This is a genomic window from Salibacterium sp. K-3 (assembly GCF_054052005.1).
Genome location: NZ_JBSVZE010000001.1, coordinates 673741 through 696428 on the forward strand (window position 1 = coordinate 673741; position 22688 = coordinate 696428).

24 protein-coding genes are annotated in these 22688 nt (G+C 48.2%); 13 read left to right on the plus strand and 11 right to left on the minus strand.

The window, feature by feature from the left end:
- Positions 1-155: 155 nt before the first annotated feature.
- Both ACW9JV_RS03115 and ACW9JV_RS03120 read right to left on the minus strand, forming a co-directional pair.
- Positions 156-1148: a zinc-dependent alcohol dehydrogenase family protein gene (locus tag ACW9JV_RS03115; protein ID WP_457334545.1), complete on the minus strand. Its 993-nt coding sequence runs from the start codon at positions 1146-1148 to the stop codon at positions 156-158.
- A 799-nt stretch (positions 1149-1947) separates the two neighbouring features.
- On the minus strand, positions 1948-2940 hold the full coding sequence (locus tag ACW9JV_RS03120) for a zinc-binding dehydrogenase (protein ID WP_457331258.1): 993 nt from the start codon (positions 2938-2940) through the stop codon (positions 1948-1950).
- Between the two features lie 125 nt (positions 2941-3065).
- Here ACW9JV_RS03120 and ACW9JV_RS03125 point away from each other — a divergent pair, with 125 nt between their 5' ends.
- Positions 3066-3830, plus strand: coding sequence for an SDR family NAD(P)-dependent oxidoreductase (locus tag ACW9JV_RS03125; RefSeq protein ID WP_457331260.1), 765 nt, complete (start codon positions 3066-3068; stop codon positions 3828-3830).
- Between the two features lie 51 nt (positions 3831-3881).
- Here the strand turns inward: ACW9JV_RS03125 and ACW9JV_RS03130 are convergent, their stop codons facing one another.
- Positions 3882-4988: a threonine synthase gene (locus ACW9JV_RS03130; protein WP_457331262.1), complete on the minus strand. Its 1107-nt coding sequence runs from the start codon at positions 4986-4988 to the stop codon at positions 3882-3884.
- 96 nt (positions 4989-5084) lie between these two features.
- Here ACW9JV_RS03130 and ACW9JV_RS03135 point away from each other — a divergent pair, with 96 nt between their 5' ends.
- Positions 5085-5549: a DUF2798 domain-containing protein gene (locus tag ACW9JV_RS03135; RefSeq protein WP_457331264.1), complete on the plus strand. Its 465-nt coding sequence runs from the start codon at positions 5085-5087 to the stop codon at positions 5547-5549.
- 230 nt (positions 5550-5779) lie between these two features.
- Entirely contained in the window at positions 5780-6016 is a 237-nt protein-coding gene (locus ACW9JV_RS03140) for a DUF5412 family protein (protein ID WP_457334547.1), read from the plus strand.
- Positions 6017-6032: 16 nt separating this feature from the next.
- Here ACW9JV_RS03140 and ACW9JV_RS03145 read toward each other — a convergent pair whose 3' ends face one another.
- The 3 genes from ACW9JV_RS03145 to ACW9JV_RS03155 form a co-directional block, all read right to left on the minus strand.
- Positions 6033-6278 carry a hypothetical protein gene (locus ACW9JV_RS03145; protein ID WP_457331266.1) on the minus strand — a complete coding sequence of 82 codons (246 nt, stop codon included), beginning with the start codon at positions 6276-6278 and terminating at the stop codon, positions 6033-6035.
- A 146-nt stretch (positions 6279-6424) separates the two neighbouring features.
- Positions 6425-7330 (minus strand): ROK family protein, encoded by a 906-nt coding sequence (locus ACW9JV_RS03150; RefSeq protein WP_457331268.1) that lies wholly within the window; start codon positions 7328-7330, stop codon positions 6425-6427.
- Positions 7331-7424: 94 nt separating this feature from the next.
- Positions 7425-7691 (minus strand): hypothetical protein, encoded by a 267-nt coding sequence (locus ACW9JV_RS03155; protein ID WP_457331270.1) that lies wholly within the window; start codon positions 7689-7691, stop codon positions 7425-7427.
- 157 nt (positions 7692-7848) lie between these two features.
- Here ACW9JV_RS03155 and ACW9JV_RS03160 point away from each other — a divergent pair, with 157 nt between their 5' ends.
- From ACW9JV_RS03160 to ACW9JV_RS03170, 3 genes are read left to right on the plus strand one after another with little or no spacing between them, the layout of a single operon-like run.
- Complete coding sequence (locus ACW9JV_RS03160) at positions 7849-8754, plus strand: sulfotransferase domain-containing protein (protein WP_457331272.1); 906 nt, start codon at positions 7849-7851, stop codon at positions 8752-8754.
- A gap of 17 nt (positions 8755-8771) precedes the next feature.
- Entirely contained in the window at positions 8772-9578 is an 807-nt protein-coding gene (gene cysQ / locus ACW9JV_RS03165; protein WP_457331274.1) for a 3'(2'),5'-bisphosphate nucleotidase CysQ, read from the plus strand.
- Between the two features lie 26 nt (positions 9579-9604).
- Positions 9605-10594: a Gfo/Idh/MocA family protein gene (locus tag ACW9JV_RS03170; protein ID WP_457331276.1), complete on the plus strand. Its 990-nt coding sequence runs from the start codon at positions 9605-9607 to the stop codon at positions 10592-10594.
- Between the two features lie 282 nt (positions 10595-10876).
- On the opposite strand, the gene ACW9JV_RS03175 is transcribed toward ACW9JV_RS03170, so the two are convergent.
- Positions 10877-11746: a LysR family transcriptional regulator gene (locus ACW9JV_RS03175; protein WP_457331278.1), complete on the minus strand. Its 870-nt coding sequence runs from the start codon at positions 11744-11746 to the stop codon at positions 10877-10879.
- 124 nt (positions 11747-11870) lie between these two features.
- Here ACW9JV_RS03175 and mmgD point away from each other — a divergent pair, with 124 nt between their 5' ends.
- From mmgD to prpB, 3 genes are read left to right on the plus strand one after another with little or no spacing between them, the layout of a single operon-like run.
- On the plus strand, positions 11871-12992 hold the full coding sequence (gene mmgD, locus ACW9JV_RS03180; protein ID WP_457331280.1) for a citrate synthase: 1122 nt from the start codon (positions 11871-11873) through the stop codon (positions 12990-12992).
- An 18-nt stretch (positions 12993-13010) separates the two neighbouring features.
- Entirely contained in the window at positions 13011-14438 is a 1428-nt protein-coding gene (locus ACW9JV_RS03185) for a bifunctional 2-methylcitrate dehydratase/aconitate hydratase (RefSeq protein WP_457331282.1), read from the plus strand.
- Positions 14439-14451: 13 nt separating this feature from the next.
- Positions 14452-15360: a methylisocitrate lyase gene (gene prpB / locus ACW9JV_RS03190; protein WP_457331283.1), complete on the plus strand. Its 909-nt coding sequence runs from the start codon at positions 14452-14454 to the stop codon at positions 15358-15360.
- Between the two features lie 285 nt (positions 15361-15645).
- Here the strand turns inward: prpB and ACW9JV_RS03195 are convergent, their stop codons facing one another.
- The 4 genes from ACW9JV_RS03195 to ACW9JV_RS03210 all read right to left on the minus strand — a co-directional run bounded on the left by ACW9JV_RS03195 (position 15646) and on the right by ACW9JV_RS03210 (position 18775).
- On the minus strand, positions 15646-15831 hold the full coding sequence (locus tag ACW9JV_RS03195; protein ID WP_457331285.1) for a hypothetical protein: 186 nt from the start codon (positions 15829-15831) through the stop codon (positions 15646-15648).
- A 108-nt stretch (positions 15832-15939) separates the two neighbouring features.
- On the minus strand, positions 15940-17076 hold the full coding sequence (locus ACW9JV_RS03200; protein WP_457331287.1) for an MFS transporter: 1137 nt from the start codon (positions 17074-17076) through the stop codon (positions 15940-15942).
- 238 nt (positions 17077-17314) lie between these two features.
- Complete coding sequence (locus tag ACW9JV_RS03205; RefSeq protein ID WP_457331289.1) at positions 17315-18064, minus strand: SDR family NAD(P)-dependent oxidoreductase; 750 nt, start codon at positions 18062-18064, stop codon at positions 17315-17317.
- A 132-nt stretch (positions 18065-18196) separates the two neighbouring features.
- Positions 18197-18775, minus strand: coding sequence for a TetR/AcrR family transcriptional regulator (locus tag ACW9JV_RS03210; RefSeq protein ID WP_457331291.1), 579 nt, complete (start codon positions 18773-18775; stop codon positions 18197-18199).
- Positions 18776-18974: 199 nt separating this feature from the next.
- On the opposite strand from ACW9JV_RS03210, the gene ACW9JV_RS03215 reads away from it, so the two are divergent.
- From ACW9JV_RS03215 to ACW9JV_RS03230, 4 genes are all read left to right on the plus strand, one after another.
- Positions 18975-19781 carry a histidinol-phosphatase gene (locus ACW9JV_RS03215; protein ID WP_457331293.1) on the plus strand — a complete coding sequence of 269 codons (807 nt, stop codon included), beginning with the start codon at positions 18975-18977 and terminating at the stop codon, positions 19779-19781.
- A gap of 92 nt (positions 19782-19873) precedes the next feature.
- Positions 19874-20566: a GntR family transcriptional regulator gene (locus tag ACW9JV_RS03220; RefSeq protein ID WP_457331295.1), complete on the plus strand. Its 693-nt coding sequence runs from the start codon at positions 19874-19876 to the stop codon at positions 20564-20566.
- A gap of 1 nt (position 20567) precedes the next feature.
- Positions 20568-21491 (plus strand): dihydrodipicolinate synthase family protein, encoded by a 924-nt coding sequence (locus ACW9JV_RS03225; protein WP_457331297.1) that lies wholly within the window; start codon positions 20568-20570, stop codon positions 21489-21491.
- Between the two features lie 25 nt (positions 21492-21516).
- Complete coding sequence (locus ACW9JV_RS03230; protein WP_457331299.1) at positions 21517-22686, plus strand: mandelate racemase/muconate lactonizing enzyme family protein; 1170 nt, start codon at positions 21517-21519, stop codon at positions 22684-22686.
- The last annotated feature ends 2 nt before the right edge of the window (positions 22687-22688 follow it).

Here is a 22688-nt window from a genome sequence, read left to right on the forward strand (position 1 = left end):
ATAAATTCCTTTCAGCGTTTCATTTTTCACCTTCCGGGTGCATTGATCAAACAAGATGAATAGTATATCAGTACCCATTCTACCAGGAATATATATTGAAAGACATTATCACGGGTTCAGGCTAGCGCCACCCGTTACTTTAACCAAATATATCCTTAACCTTTTAAAAACACTTTTCCATTGGTGTTATTTAGGGATTCAACAACATGAACTGCCTCTTTTACATTCGATAAGTCATATTGAGAATGTACGCCCCTTAAACGTAATCTTTTATCATTTATTAATGTTATCACATGATTAAAAGTATCTTGCCATATTTCAGTTGAAACATTTTTATTCCAATGCCGCAAATGAAAAATATTCGCTCTCACTTTCGCCTTATTTGCAATTTTTCCCCAATCAACTTGTATTCCCGATAAAAGACCTATCGTTAAAAAAACACCGTTAGGATGAACAGAAAAAGCTAAATTAGTACCAGGTGAACCCCCAACTGAATCAATAGCAGCATTAGCACCAAGTCCATTTGTTAATTCCATAACCGTTTCATATAATGAGTTTTTCGAAGTATTAATCACATAAGAAGCCCCTAAGTGTAGTAAATCCTCTGTATGTTTATTATTTCTAGTTACCGCAATTAACTGAAAACCAATCACCTTTGATAATTGAGCAAAAATACGCCCAATGGAGGAACCACAAGCATTTACCAATAAAACATCATCAGGTCCTAATTTTAAAACATCCGTACATACAACCCACGCTGTAATTGGATTTATATACATCTGCGAAGCCATAAAATCATCAATAGAATTCGGTAAAACAACTGCTAAATCTGAAGTTGTCTTAACATATTCTTGCCATGTTCCGTCCCCTCGTAAAGGTAAGACACGTTTACCAATAAGACTTTGAGATACGGAAGTCCCCACATCTTTTACAATTCCGACGCCTTCATAGCCAGGGATATTCGGTAAAGATATACGATGAGAATAAGACCCTTTAATCGGTATTAAATCAGAAGGATTGATAGGACGTACTACCATACGGACAAGAACTTCATTATCTTTTGGTGGTTCAATGCTAATATTTTCAACTTTTAATACATCTTGAGGAATTCCAAATTCGTAAAATTTAATGCAATTAGCAAACAAAATAATAAGTTCTCCTTTATAAAATAAGTTAGTTGTATTTTTAGTTATACCATCTTTCACTAAACAACATTAAGTATATTTTTTCACAAAATCTTTGGTACTCCTAATACAATTTCATAAATAACCAAAAATCTTGTGAGCACATTCCACACACAAAATCACATACCTTCTAATGATTAATTCACCTCTGAGAATTGACCTGTGACAATGAAAATCGCACGGTGAATTTCCCTGTTAAATACCGTACGATTTGTCATTATATTTTATTGTTTGCACCTCTGAAGTGAATCTATTATTTCATTTGGGACAGACTCTTTTTTATGGGAAGAAACTTACTTTCCGCTTAGACTGTGTACATCAGCAGTCTGAAAAGGTGAAATAGAGCTTGGGACAAAAGAAAATACAATGGATAAAAACCGAATGTTAGATGATTTGTATCAAAGAGGCAACTGTCTAGCGTAGTCAAAATGCTTTGACTCCTGCGGGAAAAGCACGAGTCTCGAGACCCCGCAGGAAGGGGGGTTCCGAGGAGGCTCGAGCCGTGCCCGCGGAAAGCAAAGCATTTTGACGAAGCGGGAAATCATGCATAACAAAAATTCCGAACGATTTACGAATGAATCGTTCGGAATTTTTGTTATCTATCTCTAGATGGTTTTGTTCGATTCTAAAGCATTGGAGCAAGGTGTTAGTGGGTACTTGTGGATAATCGAACCCATTATACGTTCATGATAAGATGATAGTGTTCCCTAAGACACTCTATACGTCCAATAAAAGCGCGATCCGACCATCTAGTGTCTGTTTGTCAAGAAATGTGAAATCCGATATTACCGATCTGTGCAGCTTGATGGAGACGGTCAAACGCTTTTTCATAGGAAGAGAGAGAATACGTTTTGTCCATCACCGGTTTGATATCGTGCTGCTTAATAAAGGTCAGCATGTCCTGCAGTTCTTCGGTACTTCCCATCGTTGAGCCGAGCAGATTGTACTGTCCGTAAAAGAACGGGCGGATGTTCAATTCGACGCTGTCGTCGGTGGAAGAGCCGAACGTAACCATGGTACCGCCGCGGCGCAGCTGTGTAAGCGACTTGTTAAACGTGGCGCCGCCGATCGATTCAATGACAATATCCATTTTTTCTCCATCGAGTGCTTCTGCCCAGTTTGAATGGCTGTCGACGGCCTGTTTGGCACCGAGTTCCAGGGCCTGTTTTCGTTTCGTTTCGGAGCGGGAAGTAACGTAAACGTCGGCCCCTGCCGCCTTGGCAAACTGCAGAAGGAAGGTGGCAACACCGCCGCCGATTCCCGGGATAAATACTTTGTCACCGGGCTGGACGCGTGCTCTTGTGAACAGAACTCGATACGCCGTCAGTGCCGGCAGAGCCAGAACACCGGCTTCTTCCCAGGTCAGCTGTTCTGGTTTCGGTTCTACGTTGGCTGCCGGAATAACAATATACTCAGCGAATGTGCCATCTGTCGGCACACCGAGAATGTCAAATCCTTCGGGTGGCGCATCGCTGTTCTTTTCCCACCCCAGTCCGGGATTGATAACCACTTCATCGCCTGGGGAAACGGTGGTTACATCGCTGCCGGCCGCATCAATGACGCCGGCGCCGTCCGAACCAATAATGCAGGCGGGATCTTCCGGCTGATGACGGTGAAGAATGGATAAGTCACGGTGGTTCATCCCGGCGGTTTTCAGGCGCACGCGGACATCTCCCGGTCCGGGTTCCGGCGTGGCTGTTTCACGATAATCGAGCCCGTCCATGCCGGGCTTTTTTTCATGTATCAGTGCTTTCATTGTATCCCTCCTGAGGAAGTATTATTTCCTTTCCATCGTACCATATCATGATATATGCGGCATTTTCTGCTTCAGGCAGGGATGATGGGGAATGATGTAGAAAATAGTGTCTGGAGGTGTGAGGTATGATAACGATAGATTTATCAGGGAAGAAAGCACTCGTAACCGGCGGAGCAAGCGGCATCGGCCGGGAAATTGCGCTGGGGCTGGCAGAGGCCGGCGCTGATGTTGCCGTCCATTACGGCAGCAATCAAAAGGGTGCACAGGAAGTAAAGGAAACGATCACAAAGATGGGGCGTGAATGCATCACTATCCAGGCGGATATGTTGAAAACAGAAGACATTGACCGGCTTTTTGGGGAGCTGGATACTTCCTTTTCCAGTCGTCTCGATATCCTCATTAACAATGCCGGTAATATGGTGAAACGAAGTCCGGTGGAGGACATGCAGGAAGAGTTGTGGCGCCAGGTCATAGACTTGAATCTGACAAGCGCCTTTCTTGTATCCCAGCGTGTCATTCCGATGATGAAAGACAACGGCGGAAATATTATCAATATGACATCTCTTGCAGCACAGAACGGGGGCGGACCCGGTGCGGCAGCCTACGCCGCATCAAAAGGCGGTTTGATGACGTTTACGAAGGGACTGGCTAAAGAGCTGGCCCCGGATGTAACCGTTAACAATGTGTCCCCCGGATTTATTGGAGAAACAGCCTTCCATGACACCTTCACGTCCGATGAAGGGCGGAAGCAGACCGTGGCGAATACCCCGTTAAAACGGGAAGGCACACCGAAAGATGTACTGGGAACCGTGTTATATCTCGTTTCCGACTACGGCGGTTTTGTCACTGGGGAAACGATCGAAGTGAACGGCGGCGTCCTGATGCGCTGAAACTTAAACGCCGCACCTGGGGAACCCGCCTGTTGAACGGCAGCGGCGGGTTCATTCTTTTGATTTCAGTCCTGCTCCGCAGAGAGGCACGATGATGGTTTCGTCGGCCTCTTTTTTATAATGAATATAACCGGCATAGTTTGCCGCGGAAGTAGTCTCCACATAGAATCCTTTTTTGCTGAGTTGTGCACGGGCATGGTGTATATCGTCTTCTTCCACTGTGATGAAACGTCCGCCTGTGTCCCGCACCGCTTCTAAGATCTGCGGGGCGCGTGCCGGCGCGGCAATGGCTATCCCTTCTGCCGCTGTACCCTGCTTCGTAACAGGGGCGGCCGATCTATCCTGATTGTTGAAAGCTTCGGCAAGCGGGGCGCAGTTTGCCGCCTGTACCGCAATGATTTTCGGCATCGTCTCAATGAGGTCATTTGCCAATAACTCCTGGAACCCGTAGTACGCTCCGAGTAACAGGGTGCCGTTCCCGACCGGTATGATTAACGTATCGGGAGCGCCCTGTAATTCTTCATAGATTTCATACGCATACGTTTTCGTCCCCTCAAAAAAGTGAGGATTGTATACATGACTGGCGTAAAATACACCTTCTTCTTCCACCGCCTGCCGGGCGGCTGCTGCTATATCTTCACGTGTTCCGTGAATTTGTTGAACAGAGGCTCCGTGTGCCTGTACCTGCGCGATTTTCTTCGGAGACGTTTCATCACTCAGATAGATATCACAGGCGATATCGGCGCGGGCGGCATAAGCTGCCACAGCAGTTCCGACGTTGCCGCTGCTGTCGGCAATAACTTTGGAGACGCCTGATTCTTTCGCCTTGGTGATTAAAGCGGCTGCGCCTCGGTCTTTAAACGATAACGTAGGCATCATATAGTCCACTTTTACATAAGTGTCCGGATCGTTATCATCCAGTACAATCAGAGGCGTCCGGCCTTCTCCCATCGTGACAGTCTGCCATGTCGTTGAATGCTCGTCAAACGGCATCGTTTCAAGGTAGCGCCATATAGAATTCGGGCCGTTCTGCCATGAGGCCGGATCAATAGTCGACATCTCCTTATCAAGATCCAACACTCCGCCGCATGGGCACAGCCATATTGCCGGGGTGATCTCATGTGTTTTTCCGCATCGGCTGCAACGATAATTCTTCATTATTTTCCACTCCTCTGTTCACAAACTTTTCACTTACGACGGCTCGCTCTTATCTATACAATGCAATAGTACAACAAATGGAAGGAGATGATAACAATGCCGGAGACCAGAAAAGAAAGTTTTCAATTTGGCTTTATGATGTGTTTTGGCATGGTGTTTGTGATGACGTTATATAACTTTTATGTAAATGGAACGATGGGAAACATAACATTCCTGGAAGGCATCACCGAATTTCTAGCCGCGTTTATCGTTGCTTTTCTGCTCGATATGTTTGTCGTCGGTCCAAATGCGAAAAAAATAGCTGGAAAAGCAGTAGGACACGCCGGCAGTAAAGTGCACATGGTTCTTGCTATTTCCACATGCATGGTCATCGGAATGGCGTTTTTTATGTCCATTTATGGTTTAATCACAACCTATCTTCATGCTGGGTATCATACCGATTCCATTCTACTGGACTATCTCTCTGTTTTTGGAAGAAATTTTATCGTGGCGCTGCCGTTGCAGATTGTGGTGATGGGGCCGCTCATTCGGTTTATCTTTACCAATTATGTAAAAGGATAGAGGGAAGTTGTTTTCCGAATTCCATTTTATGTTAATGTGGAACGAGAGGTGATGGAATAATGGTAGAAACATATGGGAGATGGGTTTTTACTTATGTTTACTGCCCCTTCTTTTTTCTGCATTACATTTTTACATATCAGCCTGGTGGATCCTGCCGCCGGTCTGGGTGATGCTCGCCTGTTCACGATATTTATTTCTTTCTTTATGATAATCGTGTTTACCTGGTTCTTATTGATCGTCCCGAACTCGAGACGACAGAATCCCCGAATGGAACACATGAGGTGGATGTGTATCTGAGAAATGGGGGAGCTATGACATCATATTACATCGTCGGAAAAAGACAGGGGCCGTTGTGGCTGTCGAAAACGATATACTCGGAGGAAGGAACGAATAAAGCAGATGTTGCCTGGGAAAACGAACACACCTTGTTGATCAATGGGACAAAAATTCAAATGGGGGAAGGTTGATTCAGGGTATAGGAACTCACATTCTCGACAGTCCCTGCAGAAAGAGTCCGAATAATGTGCTGAGAAGCGAGAGAGCCCCCAGCACCGCCGCGGCGTTGGTATTGTTTCCGGATTCCAGCAGGCAGACCATGAACCCCCATCCGCACAGGACAAACCAGAGCGGGAGAAACAGCATCCCGCCTGTTTCCGGAAAGAGGGTGTAGAAACCACTCCAGTACAGAATCCAGTTGACAAAAAGAAGTCCTGCCAATACATACGTCACCGGAAATGGCTTCTTTCCGTATTTTTGGTTCTTGAAGAAAAGGAACGCGAATATGGCACCCAGGAAGATGGAAGTGAAAACGAAAAAAGCTCCCGCTGCACTTGGCATGCTGCACACCCTCTTTAAGATACATTCAAACTTTCCATTCAGCTGTAATTCATCATGTTCCTTTCTCTCTTCTGGATAAAACGATAAACGGCTCCGAGCAGGTTGGCGTGCTGCCGGAAACGGCAGGGAGCAAGGTTCGGGCGGATGGTACCGGCGGGTGTTCCTCTCATGATTCCGTCCAATTTATCGTTTATCCGGTCGATAAGGTTACCCCTTGCACTGATTCCGCCGCCAATCAAAATCATTTCCGGATCGTATATATACTGCAGATTGTAAAGTCCGAGCGCAAGCAGCCCGTAAAATCGATCAACCGCTTTTACACATGCCTGATCACCATTGTCTGCCAGTTCAAAAACGTATTCACCGGAGAGTGTATCCGGCGGGATCCCTTTTTCAGCGGCAGCATGGTTTATCAGAGCACGGGTCGAAGCAAGCTTGCTCCAGCTGTTCAACTGTCCGGAATCAGGGTCGCTCAGCAGCATATAGCCGAATTCGCCTCCATGCAGATTGGTGCCTTTATGTATTCTGCCTTCCTTCATGACCGATCCACCGATTCCTGTTCCGATTACCACTGTCAGTACATCCTGTTTTCCCTTCGCGGCACCTGCCCATGCTTCTGCAGCACCGGCGCAGTTCCCATCGTTTTCGATAAAAACAGGGAAGCCGGTTTTTTCTTCCATCCGATGTTTGATGTTTGGCCCGTGGAGATAGGCAAGCGCACTGATGCCGTAAATGACGCCTTCATCCGAGACGGCGCCGGGTGCACTTATGGCAGCGCCGGCCGAATCAGGATGCCGGTGTACAACCTCAGTGATGTGCTGAATTAACTTATCCAGCGAGTCGGACGTTTCCAATTTGTCATGCTCCTGGATGTCACCGTGTTCAGTGACGATGCCGTATTTAACGAACGACCCGCCGATATCAAAAGCCGTATATTCTTTCATTTCCATCCCTCCGAATGTTCCAGCGGTACCATGTCATCTTTAGTATAACATCTTTTTCCATCCCGCGAAAAATAAAGCAGAGCAGATGGAGGGATTATTCTGCCGCTTTTTCCGATAACTGCTTTCGGAACACATCATACCTGCGGTTGGCTCGGCCGTTTCGGAATCCATTTTCATATCCCTGCCTATAAGCGGTGTCAGCCTGGATGTTTCCAACTGCCTGGGAAGCGTCGATGACGTCATCCAGCAGGGAGACATCGATCCCGTGTATGCGCATCTCTTCGGCCAGTATGTGAAAAGAGCGCGCAAACTGCTCTCGTTTTTCCTTGAACAACAGATGTTCGTGTATCGGATAGGTCATGAAAACCACTCTCCGTCTCATGAAATTTGTGATCCAGTATGGTCAGGATTCTGTTATTTATACGTCAAAGGCGGCAGAGTGTATGGTTGGATGTAGCGGAGCCGGGGAAAAATAGTGTATGATAAGAAGAAAGAATATTTAGAGATGGAGTTTGTTTATGAAAAAGCAGATTTTTGTACATATTGGATTTCACAAAACAGCGACGTCCTTTCTGCAGCGCTGCATTTACCCAAAGCTGAACAGTGTCAGGTATGTGAAGTACGGCAAGCTGAAGCAGGAGCTGTATGACCTTCGGCTGAAACAGCTGTCGGATGACCGTATTCAGGAGATCCGGGAGAAAATCGAATCCTTTTATAAAAAGAAGCCGCTTCTGATATCGTACGAAGGGCTGTCAGGGAGTCCGTTTTCCCAGAAGAAGTCCAAATCCAACATCCGGGTGCTCGAAGACATCCGCCGTGTTTTTCCGGAAGATGAATTTGACGTCCATATTATCGCAGGCATCCGGGAGCAGGTGAATCTGCTGACGTCCCTGTATGTCCAGTATGTCCACCAGGGCGGGGTGAACAAGCCGGAACGCCATTTGAATAATCTGGAACATCAGGGGATTCTGGATCATTATCATTACGATTACTATCTGGACAAAGTCCGGGAACTATTTGGGGATAATCATTATTATCTCCTTATCTATGAACAGTTCAAAAATGATACAGACACGTATATGCTCGACCTGCTCCGTTATATGGGGGAAGACGAGATTCCTTCCTACGAGAACGAGCAGGTGAACCGCAGTTACGGCACCTTTCAGATGGCGGTGGGGAGACGCGCCAACTTTCTATTTAAAACCCGGCTGCACCCCAAAGGGCTGATTCCGTCGAATCCGTCTCCGATTAAAGGGAAATTTTCGCCGAGAAAAGTGCTGCAGAGTAAACTCAGTTTTAAACTGCATTATAAGCGTTACCATCTGCCGGGAGAGCTGGAAAATCAGTTGAAAGCGCGGTATGTGGAGAGCAACCGCAATCTTCAGCAGAAGTACGGACTGGATCTGCCGGACATTTATTTTTAGGATAAAGGAGCAGAACGATGAAGACTGTCATTGACGCAGCCCTTGATGCCGGTGCTGCCATAATGGAAATATACGAAAAAGACTTTGATGTGGAATATAAAGAAGACGATTCACCGCTGACCATTGCCGATCAAGAGGCTCATCAGATCATCACGGATGTTTTAGAGCGCGGATTTCCGGAAATACCGGTATTAAGCGAGGAAGGCCGGTCTTTAACGTATGAAGAAAGGGCGGCCTGGGATACCTTTTTCCTCGTGGATCCTCTCGACGGGACAAAAGAATTTATTAAGAAAAACGGGGAATTCACCGTCAATATTGCACACGTGGAAAACGGCACCCCGGTGTTCGGTGTCATTTATGCACCGGCGCTGGACCTTCTGTATATCGGTGACAGCAGGGAAGGCGCGGTGAAAGTGGAGAATGCCGCCGCTTTTAAGAAAGACGGTGCTGATGCTGCAGAATGGTTCCGCGTGGGAACGAAGCTTCCGATTTCCTCAGAGTTTGAAGATCTCATCCGTGTAATCGCAAGCCGCTCGCACATGTCAAAAGAGACAGAGGAATTCATCGAGCAGCTGAAGAGTACAGGGGAGCAGGTGGAAACGATTTCCTCCGGAAGTTCCCTGAAACTCTGCTTAATCGCAGAAGGAAAGGCACAGTATTATCCGCGTTTTGCGCCCACGATGGAATGGGACACCGGCGCCGGACACGCCATCGTGAAAGCAGCCGGCGGCTCGGTACGCGTCGCCGGAACGGACGATTCCCTGACGTATAACAAAAAAGACCTTCAGAATCCCTGGTTCCTCGCAGAAGCAGACGAGGGATAAAGAAGCTCGGAAAAGGAGTGTTTCACATGGAAGAAACATTGCAGTGGGGCATCATCGGAGGGGCAAGAATTGCGATGGAAGCATTCCTGCCGGCGTTACATAGAGCTCCGGAAGGCGAAATCCGGGCTGTCGCGAGTCGGTCAGGATCAGCGGCCGATTTTGAAGATGTTCCTGTCTTTTATGAAACCTACGAAGAACTGCTGGACGATATCATGATCGATGCTGTCTATATTGCCCTTCCCAATTCCCTTCATGCGGAATGGGCCCGTATGGCCATGGAGAAGGGGAAGCACGTCCTTCTCGAAAAGCCGGCCGGTATCAGTGCCGACGAAGTACGGCAGATGAAGGAAACGGCGGAGCAGTATCAGGTTGTGCTCATGGAAGCATTTATGCATCAGTTCCACAAGCAGCATGAGGTCGTAAAAAAAGTGCTGCAGTCGAACAAACTGGGAGACTGGAAGTATTACCGGGCCCATTTCTCGTTCCAGATCCAGAATGAAAACAACATCCGCCTGGACAAGGAACTTGGCGGCGGTGCCCTGTATGACATCGGCTGTTACGGCATTCATACGATGAACCAGCTTCTTGGATGGAAACCGGAAAAAGTGACGACCAGAGGAAGAAGCCGCAACGGAGTGGATGTCATGGCTGTCGCTCTGTTTGAGGACGGAAGCGGACGCATCGGCGAAGTTCTCGCCGGCTTTGACCTGCCTGCCGCGAACCGCTATGAAATCATCTGCGAGAACGGCTCGATCCAGGTGGAAGACGCGTACCGCCCCGATAAATCCGCAAGCGGCAGCGGGACTGTCATCGTCAAAGATAAGACAGGGAAGGTCGTCTCCTCGGTGAATGTGAAAGATGACGCCTACAAGAACGAAATCGAGCATTTCCAGCATTGCATCCGGGAAAGAGTGCAGCCGGGCTATACGATGGAAGATTCCAAAGACGTCAATGTCCTGGTGGAATCGGCCTATCAGGCGCTGCGGACCCAGAAAAAATCAAATATCCGTTATTAGGACCAAGGATGGAGGACGGATGTGGACATCTATTACGCTAAAAAAGTGTAGTTATATCGGTTGTCTGCCGTCTTGCCCTGGAACATAAATTTCCCGCAGCGCGAAGAATTGTTACGCAGCTGCACAATTGCAAATTTATTGCGTTCAGTATTTAATGACATGTTTGTGTAACTTACCCCCAGTCGGAAAGGGTGTTAATATACATTTTTCCGTTTTTACAAACTAAAATGAGACTAAAAAATCTCATTTTAGTTTGTAGATTTAACAGCAGACCGCATCGTTTCAGAGGGATTTCACATCCACTTCCTGTACGAATTCCACAAACGCCTTTACGATGTTCATTTGTAGAGAGTCTTCATGGTAATACATCCATGTTTTCCTTCGGATAGGGCTTCCATCTGCCTGCTTCAGCGGTTTGACATAAAGATCCGGGTACGGACGGACGACGAGGTTGGCAAGAAGGGCATAGCCAAGGCCGTTGACGACCATTTCTTTGCATGTATCGACTTGATTGACCTGAATGTTAATATAAGGCCTTTTTTTATACCTGCTGTACCACCAGTGATCCACGATCTGCTTCATCCGTTCATCCGTGTAGTAATCGATCCGCGGCATCCCGGGAAGATCTTCCCACGTAAACGACCACGGTGAAGCAGCACAGACCTCTTCCTCATACAGCAATTCTTTCTGCTCCTGCCAGGGATAATCTCCTTTAATAAAGCTTAAGTGAACGTCATGGTTAAGAACGAGGCGGTGCATGTCACTGCTCCATCCGGTCACCATCCGGCATTCCACGTCAGGATACCTTTCTTTGAACAAGCGCAGCAGCTGCGGCATTTTATTCTTTGCAAAAAAATTGGACACCCCGACACGCAGGGTACCTGCCACTTTGTTTTTCATGTTATTTAATGTTTCTTCCAATTCTCTCTGTCTCCGCAGCTCCTCCCCGGCATGAAGCGCTAACTGCTCTCCCTCCGGTGTAAAAGAAACCCCCCTTCTCTTCCGATTAATAATCGTTATCCCATAGTGTTCTTCTAAATGTTTCAGGCGGGCGGTGAGGGTTGGCTGGGAGACGTACAATATTTGGGCGGCATGGGTAATATTCTTGGTTGCATATAATGAATCAAGCAGTTCCCAGTCTCTGAAATGCATGGTTTTCACCTGCTTTCTCAGCCATCAATTTTTCCTATGGCTGTATATCATTATTTTATATTTTTCCAATTTCTGTGGCTACCTTAGGATGAAAATATAGCGTTCTTTAAAAGGAGGGGAAGGGTTGAGCACTATACCTGAATATAAGCCCGGCCTGGAAGGTGTCGTGGCAAGTGAAACGAATGTGTCGCTGCTGGATGTCGAACAGGAAGAAATTGTTATCCGGGGGTATAACCTGATAGAACTCGCCGAAACCATATCCTATCTCGACGTGGCCGCTCTTCTGCTGGACGGGGAATTGCCCAGCCGCCAGAAGCAGAAGTCAATACAGAAGGAGATTTCCCAATACCAGGAGCTGCCGGACTATCTCACGGCGGTGTTTCCGTTATTTCCATCGTCCATGGGCATGATGGATCGACTGCGCACAGGAATTTCGATGCTGGCAGGGGAAGCTATCGACCTGGATGATCGATCAAGTGGGGCCAATCGAAGAAAAACACTCCATCTATTAGGAGCTCTTCCGTCCATCGTGGCAGGCAGTTACCGTGCACGGGAGAAACAAGCCGTTCTTCGGCCGCACCCCCGGCTTTCCTTTAGTTCCAATTTTCTGTATATGATGACCGGTTCTGAACCCAGCCAACAAGAGGTCGATACCTTTGACCAATCCCTGTCTCTTTACAGTGAACATGAACTGCCGAATTCCACGTTCGCCGCCCGTGTAATTGCTTCCACAAATTCCGACCTATATGGAGCCATGACAGGGGCAGCCGCCTCTCTGAAGGGTCCTCTTCATGGGGGCGCGAATGAGGAAGTGATGAAAATGCTGCTGCAGGCGCAAACTCCGGAAGGACTGAAAGAACTATTGTACACCCGTCTTTCCCGCAAGGAACGAATTATGGGGTTCGGACATCGGGTTTATATGAAAAAAATGGATCCAAGAGCTTCTTTAATGAAGAAAGCGCTCTACGACCTCGCTCAGGTAAAAAACAGAACCGACCTTTATGAATTATGCGAGCTGGGGGAAACCATTGTGGCCCGTGAAAAAGGCCTCTATCCTAATCTGGATTATTATGCAGCCCCCGTCTATTACCTGCTGGGAATCCCGATTGAATTGTACACCCCTGTCTTTTTTGCAGCCCGCTCCGCCGGGATCGGCGCTCATATTATCGAGCAGCAGGAAAACAACCGTCTGTTCCGGCCGCGCGTCCGCTATACCGGCCCCCGTGGATTACACCCTGACTCGTAAAGAAGAAAGGTGGATTCGATGCAGAATACTCAGAAAACAGATGACTTATTAATCACTATCGCGGACTATGTCTGCGACTACGAAATTACCAGTGAAGAAGCCTATGAAACAGCACGGTATGTGTTGATGGACACGCTTGGCTGCGGTGTGCTGGCACTCAAGTATCCAGAATGCACCAAATTATTGGGTCCTGTCGTACCCGGTACGTCTGTGCCAAACGGAACAAGAGTGCCGGGGACCCAGTTCGAGCTTGACCCCGTCCTTGCCGCTTTTAATATCGGCGCTATGATCCGCTGGCTCGATTACAATGACACCTGGCTTGCACAGGAATGGGGACATCCTTCCGATAACCTCGGCGGCATTCTCGCTGCCGCGGATTATATCAGCCGCCAGCGCCTGGCGGAAGGGAAGACGCCGTACCTGATGCAGGACGTCTTGACAGCTATGATTAAAGCCCATGAAATTCAGGGAATTCTGGCGCTGGATAACAGTTTTAATAAAGCGGGACTTGACCATGTCCTGCTGGTAAAAGTGGCTACTACCGCTGTCGTCACCAACATGCTGGGCGGAAGCAGGCAGCATGTCATCAATGCCCTTTCTAACGCCTGGATTGATAACGCCAGTTTACGGACCTACCGCCACTTTCCGAATGCGGGCTCCCGCAAGTCATGGGCTGCCGGTGATGCAGGCAGCCGCGCCGTATGGCTTGCAATGATGGCGGTTCGCGGCGAAATGGGATATTCTACTGCTTTAAGTGCGGAAAAATGGGGCTTTCAGGATGTCTTATTTCAGGGAAACGACATCACCCTCTCCCGTTCTTTTGCGTCGTATGTGATGGAATATATCCTGTTTAAAGTGTCCTTCCCGGCGGAATTTCACGGGCAGACGGCGGTAGAATGCGCGATCCAGCTTCATCCTGAAGTCAAAGACCGCCTTGAGGACATAACCGGCATCGAGATTACCACCCATGAAGCAGCCATCCGAATTATCGATAAAGAAGGCCCGCTCTACAATCCGGCCGACCGGGATCACTGTCTGCAGTACATGACAGCCATTGGTCTCTTATTCGGGGAATTGAACGCGGATCATTATGAGGAGGAAACAGCGGCCGATCCCCGCATTGATAAACTGCGCTCCTTGATGAACGTGACAGAAAATAAGACGTTCAGCAAAGACTATCTGGACCCTTCAAAACGATCCATATCCAACGCCGTGTCCGTTCATTTCTCGGATGGGACCCGGACGGAGACCGTTTCGATTGAATATCCTCTCGGCCATCGAAAACGGCGGGAGGAGGCAAAACCTTTCCTGATGGACAAATGCCGGAATAATTTGAAAGTACGCTTCCCGGTGCAGAAGGTCCAGGACCTCATGAACAGTATGGAAGACAGCTCCTCCCTTGCTGCCATGAGCGTACCGGATTTCATGAAACAATGGAGAATGTAAGGAGGAATGTACGTTGAGTTGGTATGTAGAGCAGCCAGTCCCGCAGGAACAGCTGGCTCAGGTATTCAAGCAGCGGATGCAGCAGAATAACATCCTGAAACTCCCCGGGGTTCATGACAGCATGGCAGCCCTGCTGGCGAAAAAAACAGGATTTGACGCCATGTATTTGTCTGGCGCCGCTTATACAGCAAGCCGCGGCCTGCCGGACCTGGGGATCGTCTACTCCACCGAACTCGCGGACCGGGCCCGGGATATCGTCCGCGCCGCTAAACTCCCCTTGCTGGTCGATATCGACACCGGCTTTGGAGGGGTTCTGCATGCTGCGCGCACAGCACGGGAAATGATAGAAGCAGGCGTGGCAGCCGTCCAAATCGAGGACCAGGCCCTCCCCAAAAAGTGCGGGCATTTAAATGGAAAAACCTTAATAGAAGCAGCAGAAATGGAAAATAAAATCCGAATGATAAAGGAAGTTGCTCCTACACTTGCCGTCATTGCACGAACAGACGCCAAAGGAGTAGAAGGGATTAACGAGGCTGCAGCCAGGGCAAAACGCTATGCAGCCGCCGGAGCGGATGGGATATTTCCGGAAGCCTTAACCTCGGAAAACGAGTTCCAGTATGTGAAAGAGCGGGTCGATGCTCCACTGCTGGCCAATATGACGGAATTTGGACGGACTCCTTATTTTACAGCCGAGCAGTTTGAAAAGTGGGGCTACCGAATGGTAATCTATCCGGTCACTTCCCTCCGGGCCGCAGCAAAAGCCGTCGAGCGAGTCTTTCAAGAAATCCAGGACACCGGCACCCAAAAAGGAAGACTCGACGACATGCAGACAAGAGAAGAATTGTATGACATCATCGGGTATCACGACTATGAAGCGCTCGATGAAAAAATTGCAAAAACAGAACTTCCTCCGGTCGATTAACTTCTAAGTACAACCCTGCCCGCTTCCGGCCCGAAATTAGTAGATTAGGGAGGTAGCGCCGTAAATGTTGGGGTAGGAGAGGCATCTGCGATGGAAAAATGTCCACAATACAGGGATACTAGACAATTTCCAACCCCCGGCTTTATATTTTGTTCTTAATTTCCCGGTTAAAGACATTTTATTTTTATTTCTAAGTTGCTTTGTCTCTTTCCCTTCTAGGACGGACATAATGAAGTGGAAGGTGTCCTTATCTTCAGGCCAGCCCGGGGTTTTGGGGCAGCCTTCTCAAATTCGGGCATCCTCTTTTTCGATAACGACAGGAAGCCTGGTGTTAAAACTGATTTCAAGGCTTTCCGTATCCAGGGCGCGCTCCTCATAAAGATAGGCTGTCGGAGCGGTAACCGAGGCTGTTTTTTGTAGCTTCAGGGCTTCAAACCTCGGGCTTTCCGTAATTTCGCCTTCGGCACCCAACCCGGGTATCCTGCTTCAAGAAGAGGGGTGTCCTGCTCCTCTACTGGCTGCACACAAAGCAGCCGGCTGTTCTAGCCGACTGCTCTGTTTAACTTTTTTAGATCCTGTTTAGAGCTTGCTGCGCAAGACGGGCAGCAAGGAAAGCAAACCGAGAACCGCCAATAGAGCACCAATCCACAAAGGGGATACGAGGCCATATCCAGCATCGATGGTTAATCCACCCATGGAGGAACCGAGAACGACTCCAAGGTTGATGACAGAGGTATGAACGGTGTTCACCAATGATCCGGTGTTACCTGCGAGCATTACACGGGTTGCCATAGCGGGGTTCATCGGTACCCCCGCCAGGCCAACTAAGGTAATAGCAATGATTGTAATGGTCGAATTGTGAGGAAAGAGGGCGAAAATAACCAATGCACCGGTTAGCGTGACCAGTCCGGAGACCAAAACAGACATCGTATAATGGTCGGCAAGCCTGCCGGTGATGATATTACCAGTAATGGCTGCTACTCCATAGATACCCAAAAGGAATGGAACTGTCGAAGCGGCAAAGCCCGTGAGATTGGTGAGAATCGGTGAAAAGTAACTGAAGGCAGCAAATGTAGCACCAATGATTAACATGCTGGTAGTATAGGCAGCCCATAAGTGCCGGTTCCTGAAAGCCGCCAGTTCCCCTCGAATGCGTATCGATTCTGGTCTTGGCGATGAAGGTACAGCCAAAAAGCCAACCAACCCTGACAGAAGAACCAGAACATCAACAGCCCAGAAACTGGCCCGCCATCCGAAGTATTGGTCGAACAACGCTGCCGCAGGCAGGCCTATTGCAGTGGCGACCATTAAACCACCAAGAACGATGGAAGCTGCCCGTCCACGTGACTGGGAATCAACAAGGTTAAAACAGATGGCAAGGGAAACACCGAAGCAAGCAGAGGAAGCAATGCCAGTCAGCACCCGTGCAGCCATCATCACCTCATAGCTGAAGGCTGACGCACCCAGGGTCTGACCGACAAGAAAAACTGTAACTAGTGCCAGAAAGGCCTGTTTGCGCGGAACCTTTAAAAGTCCGAATGTTAACAACGGACCGCCTGCGATCATGCCCGCAGCGTAGGCAGAAATCAGGTATCCGATCGCCGGAACCGATACACCTAATGCCTCCGAAAGGGAGGGCATCATCCCGGCAACCATAAATTCCGAAGTCGTCATGGAAAATATCGTGAAACCTAATACGTAGATAGCGAAAGGCATTTGAGACCCCCCTTTTTGTCTCGGTGCCAAGCGTCTGCGAAACTTCCGCTTCCCGTATGCGGAAGATAACGGACGTCGAACATCCGGATTGGTTTAATTACCCATCCCTATGTGATAAAAACCCCCTGCTGATGGAAGTTTCACTTTTTAAAAACATTTTTGAACAATCGGTCCAAATTAAACAAAAAATAATAAGCTCCTTTCTTTTGGCCGACTGACTCTTCTAATTAAAGTTTATTTAATGAACAGTTTTTACCAGGCCTCCATCGATAATGTAATCGGCCCCTGTGATCATCTCAGCGCGATTGGAGGCCAGGAAAACCACAAGATTTGCAACTTCACTCGGTTCCGCAAATCGTTCTAGCGTGATGCCAATATTTTTAGCCAGTTCATCTAAGTCACCGGGTACGTCTTCCCACATTGATGTTCGTGTTGGGCCCGGCGCAACCGTATTGACACGAACTCCTTTTGGGCCATATGCTTCGGCAAGATTTTTAGAAAGATTCGTTACTGCAGCTTTTATGGCACTGTAGGCAATAATGGACGGATTCGGCATGGTTGCATTCATAGTAGAGATATTAATAACCGAACCGCCTTGTTTTGTTAAGAGAGGCAAAGCTGTGCGAGTAGTACGCACAACGCTCATTAAATTGGCATCGAGCATATTTTCCCATTCATTATCTGTTATTTCTAAAAATCCTGCATCCCGTTGACCCAGGGCACCTATGTTGTTAACCAGTATGTCAATCTTCCCGTATTTTGCAATTGTCTCATCTATAAGCTTCTGCGCCCCCTCTTTCGTTACTGCATCTGAAATAACGGGTAACACCGATGCGGTTTTAGAAATATTTGTCAATTCATCCGTCGGCTTACGAGTAGAAGCTGCAACCCTTGCTCCTGCAGAAGACATTGCTTTTACAATAGATAGTCCTATCCCGCGGCTTCCTCCAGTTACAACCGCCACTTTATCTTTCAGCGAAACTTGCATAATCACTTATCCTTTCAAATTAATATTTTTCAGCGCACTTCAACCCCTGCCACTGTCCTCCTATTATTATTGACCAATCGGTCCAAAAAAAGCAAAAATTTAGAAATGAACCTTCCTTACGTTTAGTACTATTTATTCGAAGATGGACAGAGTCACGCGGACGATATCTTGCAGCACGTTCCGATCAGGAGTATTTTTGGAAGTCACCACCACTCCATTCCTAGCACTGTTCAGGAATCGGGCAGTCGCCTTGAGATCTTGATGGCGTCTACTCAGTTCCCCCTGTTCTTGAGCACGGATCAACGCATGTTGAAAGGCGAGTTCCGTTCTTTCTCCCCTATTTTCAATAAATTTCGAGACCTCCGGATCATGAGGTGCCAGTTCCACTGCAGTATTTACCATAAAACATCCCTTTGATGGCTTTTCATCAGTAACAGTTTGTATCAATTGATCAAAAGCACGAATAATGGCCTCTTTTCCTGAGTCGGTTTTTTCAAGAATGTCAACGATATCGTGTTGACGGTCATAGTGTTTCAGAGCGGAAAAAAACAGGTCACGTTTCCCCCCGTAAGTGTCGTAAAGACTTTGCCGGCCGATGCCCAGATGTTTAAGCAGAACCTGAACAGAAGTGCCCTCATAACCCAATTCCCAGAAAATATCTACTGCTCGGTCGAGGACCTGTGTCTCATCAAACTCCTTCGGTCTTGCCATCTCACTTTCACCTCCTTAGGTAGTACTGTATCAATTTTGGAATGGATGGTCAATAATTTTATTATACCTGTGTGCACTGCTAATTTAAAACAATGTTCGGACGTGTGTTCCGCTAATGGGGATAAGAAAAGTGAATGTCTGCCGGACATCCTTTTTATATGCTATGCTTAAAGAAACAGGGAGAAGGAGTGGGAGAGACATGAAGTTTGACCTGCATACGCATCACTACCGCTGCGGCCATGCCCGCGGCGACATTGAAGACTATATCCAGGCGGCGCTGGAACAGGGGCTCGGAGCCGTCGGGATTTCCGACCATTCTCCGTATTTCGGGATGGAAGATGATCATCCCTATCCCGGTCTGACAATGGCCAAAAGCGACTTCCCCGGCTATGTACAGGAAGTCCGGCAGCTGCAGGAAAAATATAAAGACAAGATTGAAGTTCTGATCGGAGTGGAATCTGATTACTTTGAAGCTTCTGAGCAAGCGTATCGAAGTGTGTACGAGGCGCACCCGATGGATTATGTCATCGGATCGGTTCATTTTGTGAACGGCATTAATATTTTTGATAAAAACCGCTGGAGCGGTCTCGGAGAAAAAGAAATCCTTGATGTGAAAGAAGAATATTACCGGTTGATCGAAAAATCGGCAAAAAGCGGAATGTTTGATGTACTCGGTCATATTGATGCCATTAAAGGATATTTTCCGGGAATTTCCGATGTGCCGACGGACAAAGTGGATCAGGCGTTGAAAGTGATCGGGGAAGAGGGCACGGCGATCGAAATCAACACTTCCGGCAAAATGAAAGAATGCGGGGGATGGTACCCGTCCGATGATATTCTGGAGCGGGCCCACTTTTATAATATACCGGTTACTCTCGGCTCCGACAGCCATGATCCTGAGCGGATCGGCGATGATCTGGAAAAGGTACGGGAGCACCTGAAGTCGTTCGGCTGGAGAGAATGGCATTTCTTCCGGAAGAGAAAGCCGGTGGCCGTACCGTTGTAATGAGAAAAAAGCCGTATGGATCGTTGACAAATGTTCCATACGGCTTTATAGTATGATTAACTGATATATCAGATATCAAGGAGGTGGAGAACATGGATGCGGAGCTCGAGCGTTTTTTTTCATCACGTACAACCAACATTCAATCCCTTCGTCAGCTGGCCGTCGATACGATCCGGGAAGCGGTCGTGATGGGGTATTATCAGACCGGGGAGCCGATCCGGGAAAGACAGATAGCCGAAAAAATGAATATCAGCACCACACCGGTCAAAGAAGCATTCCGGACGCTTGAGTATGAAGGGCTGGTCGTCACGGTTCCGCGAAAGGGAACGTTCGTATCGGACATGGCAGATACTTCCATAGAAGAGATTTTGATGCTTCGGGCTTCGGTGGAAGGATTATGTGCAAAGCTGGCAGCTGAAAAAATGACCGATGAAGAAAAACGGACACTGAAACAGCAGCTTCAGCGCATGGATGACATGCAGCGGGAGCAGCAGGTCGAGGAAATGGTTCAGGAGAACACGTTGTTTCACGAGATGGTCATCCGTTATGCCAGAAGCCCTATGCTGGAACAGACGTGGAATACGGTGTCCGCCTTTGACCGTGCGTTCCGTAAGCTGGCGCTGCAGCAGGGAAAGGAACAGGAAGAAGGGTTGTCTGAACACTGGCGTGTATTTCAGGCGATCGAAAACCATGATCCTGAAACCGCGGAGAAGGAAATGAAAAATCATATTCTGCGGACCCTGGATCATGTCATGAAACAGGAAAAGCGGAGGAGAGGAGAATAACATGGAGGCCAAAACAGTATCGGAAAAATTGAAAACGATTTCCTCTATTAATATTACCCCGTTTCGTAAGGATCTTTCCATTGACTGGGATGTTTTGAAACGGAATGTGGAGTTTCTTCTGGAAAAAAACCTGGAGGTCATTGTACCGTGCGGCAACACCGGCGAATTTTATTCCCTGACCGTGGAGGAAGCAAAAGAGGAAAACCGGAGAGTGACCGAATGGACAAATGGCCGAGCCATGGTGATTGCGGGAATCGGCTATTCGGTGGATACCGCCATAGATATGGGACTTAATGCGAAACGGGCCGGTGCGGATGCGGTGCTGATCCACATGCCGATCCACCCCTATATGAACGAAGCAGGAACGGCCGAATATTTCCGCCGGATCATCGAAACGGTGGATATGCCGGCGGTAATCTATTTCAAAAATCCGGATCTCGGAGATAAGGTGCTGAAAGAATTGACACCGCTTCCGCAGCTCGCCGGGGTGAAGTATGCCGTGAATGATCTCCCGCGGTTCACAAAGATTGTCCGGGAAACACCGGTCGAACACGGTGTGACCTGGGTATGTGGAACAGCCGAAAAATGGGCCCCGTATTTCTGGGCAGCCGGTGCGGAAGGATTTACTTCCGGTCTCGTTAACTTATACCCGGAAGTGTCGTTTGAACTGCTGGAGGAACTATGGCGTCAGAACTGGCCGGGAGTCTGGGAACTGTGGGAGAAGATGGTTCCGTTTGAAGATCTGCGCGCCCGCCACAACGCCGGAAATAATGTCGTTGTGATCAAAGAAGCTCTGCAGATGCTCGATTTTCCGGCAGGTCCAACGAGAGAGCCTGTCTCTGAACTGACCCCGGAGGAAAATCAGGAAGTGGCGGAACTGCTCGAGGAATGGCAGCTCAGCCGGGAAGTATTTCAGAACGTCTAATCCTATATTCAGAAAGGGTGCGTCTATGAAACTGACAGATGTAACATTAACGGTTGTCGGTGTTCCCCGCCATACCGGCTTTGTCAACAAACATATCATCGTCCGGCTTCACACCGACGAAGGAGTGACAGGGATCGGTGAAATGTCTGATTTCTCCCATCTGCCGCGTTATGCTCCGGATGTACAGGATCTGAAGCGGGTGCTGGAGCAGATTCTGGTCGGAAAGAATCCATTTGATCTGGCGCTGATCAACAAGGAACTGCTCGATAATTTTCCGGAAGCGATGTATTACTACGAGAAAGGAAGCTTCATCCGGAACGGCATTGATAACGCTCTCCATGACCTGTGCGGAAAGTATCTCGGTGTCTCGGTTGCAGATCTGATCGGCGGCAGATACCACGAGGAAATCAAAGTCTGTTATCCAATTTTCCGCCATCGTTTTATGGAAGAAGTGGAAGACAACCTGGAGGTCGTAAGACAGCGGCTTGCCGAAGGGTTTGATGTCTTCCGTCTCTACGCGGGCAAAAATGTGGAGGCCGATGAGGCGTTTCTGTCTGCGGTCCATAAGGAATTCGGCTCCCGTGTTACGATTAAATCTCTTGATTTCAGCCATCTTCTGGACTGGAAAGAAGCGGCCCGGATTGTAAAAAGACTCTCCAGCTATCCAGTGGAACTGGTGGAAAGCCCGGCCTATCAGAATGACTTCGACGGCCTGCGCCATTTCCGCCATAAAGGGGACCTTCCCGTCAGTGAACATGTGTGGAGTTTCCGCCAGCAGTTTGAAATGATCAAACAGGAATCCGTTGATATTTTCAATGTTTCACCGATTTTTATCGGTGGTCTGACAAGTGCGAAAAAAGCGATCGCAGCAGCCGATACCGCAAAGAAAAGCTGCCTGCTCGGTACGACGCAGGAGCTGTCGATCGGCACCGCAGCCATGGCCCACCTTGGCAGCACGATGACGAACCTGGACTATACATCGGATCCGACCGGTCCCGAATTGTATGTCGATGATGTGGTAAAAGAAAAAGTGCGGTACGAAAACGGTTATCTTCTGACACCGGACCGGGAAGTACCGGGACTCGGTATAGAACTTGATGAAGCAAAAGTCGGGCAGTATTCCCTGCCGGATTTAAGCTGGAATGACGTGACTGTACACCAGCTGCAGGACCGTACGGCTCAGACAAAATCGTAAGG